The organism is Mesorhizobium sp. M7A.F.Ca.US.006.04.2.1 (assembly GCF_004022915.1).
Lineage (GTDB): Bacteria > Pseudomonadota > Alphaproteobacteria > Rhizobiales > Rhizobiaceae > Mesorhizobium > Mesorhizobium ciceri.
In genome coordinates, this window is the sequence record NZ_RZQA01000420.1 from 1 (window position 1) to 5,460 (window position 5,460).

The 5,460-nt window shown below is 65.1% G+C and carries 5 protein-coding genes; 4 read left to right on the forward strand and 1 reads right to left on the reverse strand.

What is annotated here, in order from left to right; genetic code table 11:
* Together EN925_RS21265 and EN925_RS21270 are read left to right on the forward strand one after the other, a co-directional pair.
* Nucleotides 1-1,119, forward strand: a 1,119-nt coding sequence (locus EN925_RS21265) for a toprim domain-containing protein (protein WP_245487259.1), incomplete at its 5' end; no start/stop codon positions are given.
* A gap of 45 nt (nt 1,120-1,164) precedes the next feature.
* Nucleotides 1,165-3,231, forward strand: coding sequence for an FUSC family protein (locus EN925_RS21270; protein WP_127388424.1), 2,067 nt, complete (start codon nt 1,165-1,167; stop codon nt 3,229-3,231).
* Here EN925_RS21270 and EN925_RS21275 read toward each other — a convergent pair.
* Complete coding sequence (locus tag EN925_RS21275; RefSeq protein WP_063167881.1) at nt 3,228-4,352, reverse strand: DUF2336 domain-containing protein; 1,125 nt, start codon at nt 4,350-4,352, stop codon at nt 3,228-3,230. The genes EN925_RS21270 and EN925_RS21275 overlap by 4 nt on opposite strands.
* A gap of 151 nt (nt 4,353-4,503) precedes the next feature.
* Here EN925_RS21275 and EN925_RS21280 point away from each other — a divergent pair, with 151 nt between their 5' ends.
* Nucleotides 4,504-4,956, forward strand: a complete 453-nt coding sequence (locus EN925_RS21280) for a MaoC family dehydratase (protein ID WP_027162575.1) — start codon at nt 4,504-4,506, stop codon at nt 4,954-4,956.
* A gap of 2 nt (nt 4,957-4,958) precedes the next feature.
* Nucleotides 4,959-5,460 (forward strand): aldolase/citrate lyase family protein (locus EN925_RS21285; RefSeq protein ID WP_245487260.1); only part of this gene is annotated, 502 nt, incomplete at its 3' end.

The following is a 5,460-nucleotide window of genomic DNA, read 5'->3' on the forward strand; positions in this document are numbered from 1 at the left end:
GGCTTCATCAATTCCTACTGCAACACCATCCCGACCGGCGAAGGCGGCACCCACGAGGCCGGCTTCCGCAACGTGCTGACGCGAGGCCTGCGCGCCTATGCCGACCTCGTCGGCAACAAGCGCGCCTCGATCGTCACCTCGGAAGACGTCATGATCTCAGCGGCGGGCATGCTGTCGGTGTTCATCCGCGAGCCGGAATTCGTCGGACAGACCAAGGATAGGCTGGCGACGATCGAGGCAATTCGAATTGTCGAGACCGCAATCCGCGATCCGTTCGACCATTGGCTGGCCGACAATCCGCAGGAAGCCTCGAAGCTGCTCGAATGGGTGATCGCACGCGCCGACGAGCGGGTGCGCCGGCGCCAGGAAAAAGAGGTGTCGCGCAAGAGCGCGGTGCGCAAGCTGCGGCTGCCGGGCAAGCTCGCCGACTGCACGCAGAATGCCGCGGCCGGTGCAGAACTGTTCATCGTCGAAGGCGACTCGGCCGGCGGCTCGGCCAAGCAGGCGCGCGACCGCGCCAGCCAGGCCGTGCTGCCATTGCGCGGCAAAATCCTCAACGTCGCCAGCGCCGGCAACGATAAGCTGGCGGCCAACCAACAGATTTCAGACCTGATCCAGGCGCTCGGCTGCGGTACGCGTTCGAAGTACCGCGATGAGGATCTGCGCTACGACCGCGTGATCATCATGACCGACGCCGATGTCGACGGCGCCCATATCGCCTCGCTGCTGATCACCTTCTTCTACCAGGAGATGCCGGCGCTGGTGCGTGGCGGCCATCTCTATCTCGCCGTGCCGCCGCTTTACTCGATCAGGCAAGGCGGCAAGGTCGCCTATGCCCGAGACGACGCCCACAAGGACGAGCTCCTGCGCACCGAATTCACCGGGCGCGGCAAGGTGGAACTGGGCCGCTTCAAGGGTCTGGGCGAGATGATGGCCGCCCAGCTCAAGGAAACCACCATGGATCCGAGGAAGCGGACGCTGCTCAGGATCGATGTAATCGACGCCGAGACGGCGACCAAGGATGCCGTCGATGCGTTGATGGGCACGAAGCCGGAGGCCCGCTTCCGGTTCATCCAGGAACGCGCCGAATTCGCCGAGACGGAAGTGCTGGATATCTAGCCGCCAGCCGGTCCATAACAAGGCTCCAGTTGCGGAGACGAGCATGTGACCAGGACGCGGCTGAAAGGCTATTTCGAGACGAGTTTAGCCGGGTTGACGCAGCCGACGCGCTCCGACTGGATCTTTGCCTTGCGCACCGTTTCAGCCGGCTTGATCGCGCTGCTGGCAGCCTATGCGCTGAAGCTCGACCATCCGCAATGGGCCATGATGACGGTGTTCATCGTCGCCCAGCCGGTTGCCGGCATGGTGCTGGCGAAGGGCTTCTACCGGCTGCTCGGCACGCTGGTCGGCGGCATCGCCGCGATCGGCATCACCACCGTTTTCGGCACCAACCCCTGGGTGCTGGTGACTGTGCTTGCCGTCTGGATCGGCATCTGCACCTTCGTCTCGTCGCTGCTGCGCAATCCGGAAGCCTATGGCGCCGCCCTGGCCGGCTACACCGCAATGATCATCGGCCTGCCCGCTTTCGGACAGCCGCATCTCGTCGTCGACCTCGCTGTCGCGCGCTGTGCCGAGATCGTGCTCGGCATCGTCTGCGCCGGCCTGACCAGCCGGCTGATCCTGCCAAAACTGGCCAGCGACGCCATCGTCTCGCGCCTGAAACGCTGCATCCTCGATCTTGCCACCTATGCCGGCGGTGCGTTCTCCGGCGGCGACCCGGCAACGCTGTCCGCGCTGCACCGAAAGCTGGTCACAGATACCCAGACGCTCGGCGAGATGCGCGCCTATGCCAGGCTCGAGGCGCCGAGCTTCGCGCCGCGCGCGCATCCGGTCCGGCGCACCATCGGACAACTGCTCTCGGCGCTGTCGGCGGCACGTGCGTTGCATTCGCATGCCGCTCCGAAGAATGCGGCGCTCATTCCGGTGCGTTCGGAGTTGCAGGCCCTTGTCGGTGAAATGGCCACGAAGCCCGGCGCGCTGGACGACACCACGCCTTGGGTGGCGCGGCTCGACACCATCTCGGCCAAGGCCCGGCAAATGCCCGATGCCTCGACCGACCAGGGCGACGACAGGGTCGGCACGATCACCCGCCTGACCATTGCCGCCGATTTCGCCGATGCGCTCAAGCAGGTGCTGCGCGGCCTCGATGCCCTGCGTGCGCCTGCCACGCGCCCGGCCAGGGGCAGCAGGCAGCCTGCGCTGGTGGTGCATCGCGATTACGCCGGCGCAGCGCGCAACGCGGTGCGCGCTGCCCTTGCGACGCTGCTGGTCGCGGCCTTCTGGTTGACGACGAAATGGTCGGAAGCCGCCGGCACGGTCATTCTCGTCGCCGTCGTGTCGAGCCTGTTTGCTGCTCGCCCCGACCCTGTGCAGGTCGCCTGGGGTTTCTTCAAGGGAACGCTTCTGGCGCTGCCGTTTGCCTTTCTCGTCGGCCAGATCGCATTGCCTGCCCTGCCCGGCTTCGGCTGGTTCATGCTGTTTGTCGTGCCGATCCTGGTGCCGACGGCGCTGGCCATGGCCAATCCACGCTATGTCGGCGTGGCGACGGCTTTCGCCATCAACTTTCTCGCCTTCCTCAGTCCACACCAGGCGATGACCTACGATCCCGGACCCTTCTTCGCCGGTTCGGCGTCGATCCTGGTCGGCATCCTGCTGGCGATCGGTGTCTTCATCGTCGTGCTGCCGGCCGATCCATGGCTCGCGGCCAACCGCATCGTGCGCGCCATGCGTGAGGATCTGGCGCGGCTTTGCCTGCATGAGCGGGTGCCGAGGCGGTCGGCCTTCGAGAGCCTCGCCTACGACCGCATCAACCAATTGATGCCGCTGGTGCAGAATGCCGGTCAGAAAGGCGATGCGGTTCTGGGCGGCGGCGTCGCCGCCGTCACCGTCGGCCTGGAGGTCCTTCGGCTGCGCGATGCGAGCCAAAGCCATGCCATCCCATCCGAGACCGCGCTTTCGATCGCCAACTTCCTGAGAGGGCTGGCGCGCGAACTGCTCTTCCGCGCCCCCGGCGATCCGCAGACATCCACCGTCACCGTCGCCCGGCAATATGCGGCTGGTATTGCCCAGCGAAACGGTACCGGGGAATTGCTGCAGATCGCGGCATCGCTGCGCATCATCGCCGCCGCGATGGAGGATTTTCCGGATTTTTTCGCCAGGGATAAAGGCTAGGCGGCCGCTATCGCCAGCGCGTGGCCGCGTGCGTTTTCGCGCAGCGCGTCGAGATGGATCGACTTGACCAAGGCGGCGAGATCACCCTCGGCGGATTGACCGCCCACTTCCTTGAGCATCAGCCAGCTTACCTCCTGCACACCGGCGACGCGCTTGCCGTTGGCGACCTCGCGCCAGATCTTCAGCGCACGCAGGATGATGGCGTGCGTGGCGCCGGCGAGCCCGGCGCTGCGGAACAATGCCTGCAAGGCCACGTCGTGCCCGCCGGCCAGCAGCGCCCTCACACGTTGTTCGGACTGCTGGCTGAGCGCAACCAGTGCCGAGCCGAAGAAATCGACCTTGCCATGCGCGATGGTGCGGATGAGGAAGCTCGCGGTGAGGTCGCCACGCAGCCTGAGATGCTCGATCAGGGCCGCATGTTCTTCCGTGCGCGTGCCTTCGATCAGCGTCACCGAAGCCTTGACGCAGGCGTCGCGCATGACGCGGTCGGCTCGCGCCGCGCCCATCATCGCCATCACCAGTGGCGACGTTTTCAGCATTTCGCCAAGCTTGACGAGCAGCATATGCCGGCAGTCGGCCGGCAGCCTGACATCCGATATCAGCGCCTCGCGCACCAGCGGCAGGTGCCCATGCCGTTCGGCCATGCGGCGGAAGCTGAGCGAGGCGATGTCGGCGCCGCTGTTGGCGAGCAGCACGGCGCAGGCGTCCGCCTCGCCGATCTCGGCGATGGCCGCTGACAGCGCCATCGAGACGAGCGGCCGGTCTGCGATCAGTTTTTGCGTCGCCTTCGGACTCGAAGCCACGCGGTTGATCAGGTCGGCGTCGGTGAGCAGCGGCGAGCGCGCCAGCACCACGCCGGCGACTTCCGGCTGGTCGGAGGCCAGCACGCTGATGATCTGCATTGGCGCGTGTTGGCTCATCGACAGCGCCTCGGCCATCGCCAGCCGCACCTTTGACGAGGCATCGTCGAGCAACAGTGTCAGCGCCGCCTCTGCGGCGCAGCGGTCCTCGAAGGGCAATTCGGAATTGATGTAGGCTCGGGCCAGAGCGCTCGCCGCCGCGGCGCGCTCCGACACCTTGGCCGTGTAGATCCATTTCAGGAAATGCGAAACAACAACCATGCCCGCCTGCTTACGCCCCTTGCCGGAAGGTTCCGACCCCACTGACGACCGTAGGCAGAATTGGTTTACGAACCGTTCACCATGTTCATTAACTGGCTTGCGAGGCTGATTTGCAGCGCCTATCAACCGTCAAGCACCTGAGGAGAAAGAAATGGCCGGACTTTATCTCGAAGAGTTCGTCGTCGGCCATGTCTTCCAGCACACGCTGCGCAAGACCGTTACCGAAAGCGACAACATGCTGTTTTCGGTGATGACGCTGAACCCGCAGCCGCTGCACATCGACTTCGATTTCGCCGCCAAGAGCGAATGGGGCAAGCCGCTGGTCAATTCGCTGTTCACGCTCGGGCTGATGATCGGCATTTCGGTCAATGACATCACCGTCGGCACCACGGTGGCCAATCTCGGCATGAAGGAAACCGTGTTTCCACATCCGGTCTTCCATGGCGATACCGTTCGCGTCGAGACGACAGTCATCTCGGTGCGCGAGTCCAGGTCGAAGCCCGATCGCGGCATCGTCGAATTCGAGCATCGCGCCTACAACCAGCATGGCGATCTCGTCGCCAAATGCACCAGGCAAGCGATGATGCTGAAGAAGGCAGCCTGATCATGCGCTCGCTGCTGTTCGTCCCCGGTGACTCCGAGAGGAAGCTGGAAAGGGGTTTTGGTGCCGGCGCCGACGTGGTCATCGTCGACCTCGAGGATTCCGTGGCGCCGCACAACAAGGCGCTGGCGCGCGGCGTAGCGGCGCGCTTCATCCTGGAACGCAGGGCACAAACGACTTCCGCCATCTATGTCAGGGTCAATGACCTCGCGACCGGGCTGACGGATAACGATCTGGCGGCGCTGGTTCCGGCGAAACCCGACGGCATCATGCTGCCCAAGTCGAACGGCGGCCAGGATGTGCAGCACCTATCGGCAAAACTCAGGGTGCGCGAGGCCGAAAACGGCCTGGCCGACGGCGCGATCAAGATCCTGCCGATCATCACCGAAACGCCGGCAGGCGTGCTGGCGGCGGCAACCTATGCCGGGACCAGCGCGCGGCTTGCCGGGCTCACCTGGGGCGCGGAAGACCTGTCGGCGGCGCTCGGTGCGCGCTCGGCTCGCGACG